Origin of the sequence: Streptomyces calvus, from assembly GCF_006782915.1 — a bacterium.
Taxonomy (GTDB): domain Bacteria; phylum Actinomycetota; class Actinomycetes; order Streptomycetales; family Streptomycetaceae; genus Streptomyces; species Streptomyces calvus.
Window position 1 is genome coordinate 1 of record NZ_VCNP01000050.1, and the last position, 4,509, is coordinate 4,509.

The 4,509-nt window shown below is 68.7% G+C and carries 4 protein-coding genes; 1 reads left to right on the plus strand and 3 read right to left on the minus strand.

Annotated elements, in window-relative coordinates:
- Positions 1–43: 43 nt before the first annotated feature.
- Positions 44–673 (minus strand): DUF305 domain-containing protein, encoded by a 630-nt coding sequence (locus tag FGW31_RS24970; protein ID WP_142195754.1) that lies wholly within the window; start codon positions 671–673, stop codon positions 44–46.
- Entirely contained in the window at positions 670–1,338 is a 669-nt protein-coding gene (locus FGW31_RS24975) for a DUF3105 domain-containing protein (protein ID WP_142195755.1), read from the minus strand. The genes FGW31_RS24970 and FGW31_RS24975 overlap by 4 nt, the downstream gene beginning before the upstream one ends.
- A 408-nt stretch (positions 1,339–1,746) precedes the next feature.
- Between FGW31_RS24975 and glnA the strand changes: the two genes are divergently transcribed.
- A complete protein-coding gene (gene glnA / locus FGW31_RS24980; RefSeq protein ID WP_142195756.1) occupies positions 1,747–3,108 on the plus strand; it encodes a type I glutamate--ammonia ligase in 1,362 nt (453 codons plus the stop codon).
- Positions 3,109–3,183: 75 nt separating this feature from the next.
- Here the strand turns inward: glnA and FGW31_RS24985 are convergent, their stop codons facing one another.
- A complete protein-coding gene (locus FGW31_RS24985; RefSeq protein ID WP_142195757.1) occupies positions 3,184–4,452 on the minus strand; it encodes a tyrosine-type recombinase/integrase in 1,269 nt (422 codons plus the stop codon).
- Positions 4,453–4,509 lie beyond the last annotated feature (57 nt).

The window sequence follows — 4,509 nt, forward strand, 5'->3', positions numbered from 1 at the left end:
CCCGCCCCATCCCACCCCGCCCCTGCCCCACCGGAGACCGCCGTCACCCGCGAGGCGAGGCCCCCCGCTCCCGCAGCATCCCCGCCATCAGCTCGATCTCCGACTCCTGCGCCTCCACCATCCCCCGCGCCAGCCGCTTCTCCACGCCGACTTCGCACGCCCGGACACACCCCTGAGCCATGTGCACGCCGCCCTTGTGGTGGTCCGTCATCAGCTGGAGGTAGAAGATCTCGGCCCGCTCACCGCTCAGCGATGCCAGCCGCTTCATCTCGGCGTTGGTCGCCATGCCCGGCATCAGCGCCCCGTCCTTCCCGGAGGCCGTGTCACCCATGCCCATCCAGGTCATCGGCGGCTCGGTGGACACCTTCGGCAGCTCCCACAGGTCGAGCCAGCCCAGCAGCATGCCCCGCTGGTTGGCCTGGGTCTGGGCGATGTCGTAGGCGAGCCGCCGGACGTCCTCGTCGTCGGTCCGGTCCCGCACGACGTACGACATCTCGACGGCCTGCTGATGGTGCACGGCCATGTCCCGCGCGAACCCGGCGTCCGCGGAGTCGGCGGCCGGGACGCGGCCGGTCGCCGACGTCCCGTCGTCCCCGGCCACCGCGTAGGTGATCGCGCCGGCCGCGACGAGCGCCGTCGCCGCGGCGCCCGCGATCAGACCGAGCTGCCTCACTTGGACAGCCCGTTCGTACAGGCGGCTCCCGGCTCGGGGGTCTGCGCGCCCTGGACGAACTTCTGCAGGAACGCGTCGACGTCCGGGTCGTCGGCGCCGGTCACCGTGCGCTGGTGGCCCCAGGCGGTGAGCATGATCGGGTCCTGCTGATCGTCCACCGGGCTCATCAGCGTGTACGGCGTCTTCTTCACCTTCGCGGCGAGCGCGTCGACGTCCGCCTTGTCGGCGTCGGCGTTGTACGTCACCCAGACCGCGCCGTGCTCCAGGGAGTGGACGGCGTTGGTGTTGTTGATCTCGTCGGTGTAGACGTCGCCGTTGCAGTTCATCCACACCGGGTTGTGGTCACCGCCGACCGGGGGAGAGACGGGGTAGTCGACGGCCTTGGTCACGTGGTCGCGGCCCAGCGTCCCCTTCCACTTGCGCACGCCGTCCTTGCCCGTGTCGAACTGGCCGGAGTTCTTGGAGTTCCCCGACGCGCTGCTGCCCCCGTCGTCGTCCGACTGGGACTGTACGAGCACCACACCACCGGCGACGAGCCCGGCGACGACCACCACGCTCGCGGCGACGGTGATGATGCGGGTGCGGCGTTCGCGGGCCTTCTCGGCGCGCCGCATCTCCTCTATGCGCGCCGTGCGTGACGTGCTGCTCTGCTTGGGGGAGCCCATGAGAAGTGTCCTTCGGGGGGAGGAGTGGGACGAACGGGTGAGCTGATCGTAGTGGTGAGGCCGGGCCAGTCGTAGAGGGCGACAACCGAACCACCCGCCCCACCCCCGGGCCCCGCCCCCCGCCCCAGGACCCACCCTCCAGGCCCCGCGCCCCAAAACCCCCGCCCCCTCCCGCCTCCCCCCTCCCCTCTCTCCCTCCCTCGTTACGGATGCCGCGGCGAGCGGGCAAGATGGGACCCGGAGCGGTACACCTGACGTATGCCAGGCGTTCAGGCCGCGGACGGTCGGCCGATCAAGGTCGGCAACGCGTGTGAAACGCTGGTGTGGTGGGATGCTCGGGTGCCCGACCGCCTCCCGTGGAACGGGAACGGACAGGCGGCCTGACCGGCAAGGATGGGGAAGCGGAAGATGGACAAGCAGCAGGAGTTCGTACTCCGGACGTTGGAGGAGCGCGACATCCGGTTCGTGCGCCTGTGGTTCACCGACGTGCTGGGCTTCCTGAAGTCCGTGGCCGTCGCCCCCGCCGAGCTGGAGCAGGCGTTCGACGAGGGCATCGGCTTCGACGGCTCCGCCATCGAGGGCTTCGCCCGGGTGTACGAGTCCGACATGATCGCCAAGCCGGATCCGTCGACGTTCCAGATCCTCCCGTGGCGCGCCGAGGCTCCCGGCACGGCCCGGATGTTCTGCGACATCCTCATGCCGGACGGCTCGCCGTCCTTCGCCGACCCGCGCTACGTCCTCAAGCGTGCCCTGGCCCGCACCTCCGACCTGGGCTTCACCTTCTACACCCACCCGGAGATCGAGTTCTTCCTGTTGAAGGACAAGCCGGTCGACGGCAGCCGGCCGACCCCGGCGGACAATTCCGGCTACTTCGACCACACCCCGCAGAACGTGGGCATGGACTTCCGCCGGCAGGCGATCACCATGCTGGAGTCGATGGGCATCTCGGTGGAGTTCTCGCACCACGAGGGTGCTCCCGGCCAGCAGGAGATCGACCTGCGCTATGCGGACGCGCTCTCCACGGCGGACAACATCATGACGTTCCGCCTGGTCATGAAGCAGGTGGCGCTCGAGCAGGGGGTGCAGGCGACCTTCATGCCCAAGCCCTTCTCCGAGCACCCGGGCTCCGGCATGCACACCCACCTCTCCCTCTTCGAGGGTGACCGGAACGCCTTCTACGAGTCCGGTGCGGAGTACCAGCTCTCCAAGGTCGGCCGTTCCTTCATCGCGGGTCTGCTGCGGCACGCGGCGGAGATCTCCGCGGTCACCAACCAGTGGGTCAACTCCTACAAGCGCATCTGGGGCGGCACGGAGCGCACGGCCGGCGCGGGCGGCGAGGCCCCGTCGTACATCTGCTGGGGTCACAACAACCGCTCGGCCCTGGTCCGTGTGCCCATGTACAAGCCGGGCAAGACGGGCTCGGCCCGCGTGGAGGTCCGCTCGCTGGACTCCGGCGCCAACCCGTACCTGGCCTACGCGCTGCTGCTGGCCGCGGGCCTGAAGGGCATCGAGGAGGGCTACGAGCTTCCGCCGGGCGCCGAGGACGACGTGTGGGCCCTCTCCGACGCGGAGCGCCGTGCCCTCGGTATCGAGCCGCTGCCGCAGAACCTGGGCGAGGCGCTGACCCTGATGGAGCGCAGCGACCTGGCCGCCGAAACTCTCGGCGAGCACGTCTTCGACTTCTTCCTGCGCAACAAGAAGCAGGAGTGGGAGGAGTACCGCAGCGAGGTCACGGCGTTCGAGCTGCGGAAGAACCTGCCGGTCCTGTAAGCGCAGGTCAAAGGTGGTTTGCCGCTGATTTGGCGGATGGGGCAGACGGTCGCGGACCGTCGGCCCCATCGCGTGTCACTGACCCTGGGCCGTCTCTGGGCCGTCCGGCGCCGGATCGGTGCCGTCGTACAGGCTGTCCACGGCCTTCCGGGCCCGTGCGTCGCTGCTCGGCATGAGGTGCGTGTAGACCCGGAGCGTGAACCCAGGATCGTTGTGTCCTAGGTAGTTGCTCAGCGCTTTGACGTTCTCGCCGGCGTCCAGGAGGACCGAGGCATAGAAGTGTCTGAGGGCGTGCATGCCGTGCTCGCGGGCCGCCTGGTGGCGCTCGCCCGGCTTCGGCGCGGGAATCACCCCAGCGGCCACGAGAGCAGGCTTCCACACGCGGTCATTGAAGTCGGTACGCCGAACCGCCCCCGCGCCGTCGAGGCGGGTGAACAGCAGCCGCTTCGTGACAGGCGGACCGTCCACCCGGAGCCACGGCAGGGTGATCTCTACTGGGGGGAACGCCTCCATGTGCTGCTTGAGGACGTGCGCCACACGGTCGGGCAAGGGCACATCGCGGATCTTGTTCCGCTTCGGTGGGGCGAACACGAGACCTTCCTTCGTGACCTTCACCTGGTTTGCAACGTGTAGCCATCCGGCGTCGAAGCTGACTGCTTCGACGGGCAACCCGAAGATCTCCCCTTGACGGAGTCCGCATCCGCCCCCTAGGTCGACCGTCGCTCGGAATCGTTCCGGCAACGCCGCTCGTACTGCGAAAACACGCTCTGTGCTCCATGGCACAACACGACCACTTCCCGCAGCCGGCGGACGCACCGATTGCGCGTGGCACGGGTTCTTCGCCAGGTGACCGTCATCCACCGCTGCGTTGAGGACCGTCGACACGTTGTTGTAGATCACGCGCCGGTACGACGACGCAGGGACAGCTCGTTCCAGTTCGCTGAGCCAATCCCGGATGTGCTCCGGCTTGAACGAGCCGAGCGGCCGCGGTCCCAGGTAGGGGATCGCGTGGCCACGAATCGCGGACTCCACGGACTCTCGCGTGGTCGTCTCCGTGGTCTGCGTGCTCAGCCACTTCTCGGCGTACTGCCGGAACGTCACACGGCTCGCGGCCGGGTCCACGTACTGACCTCGAGACATGTCAGCCTCGATGTGGGCGAGCCACTGATCGGCCAGTCGCTTCTGTCCGTCAGGGAACGACTTGCTCTTCTCGGTTCCGTCCGGGCCGATGTAGCGGGCGCGGTAGCGCATTCCCTTGCCGTAGCGGGCGGTGCGTACCCGGCGGGGCTTGCCGGCGGCGTCAGGCTCAGTCTTGAACCACCGGTCTTGGATGTGACCTGCCATCAGGCAGTGGTCCTCTCGACATGCGGCAGGGGGGGGCGGGTGTGGGGGTCTCCCCTC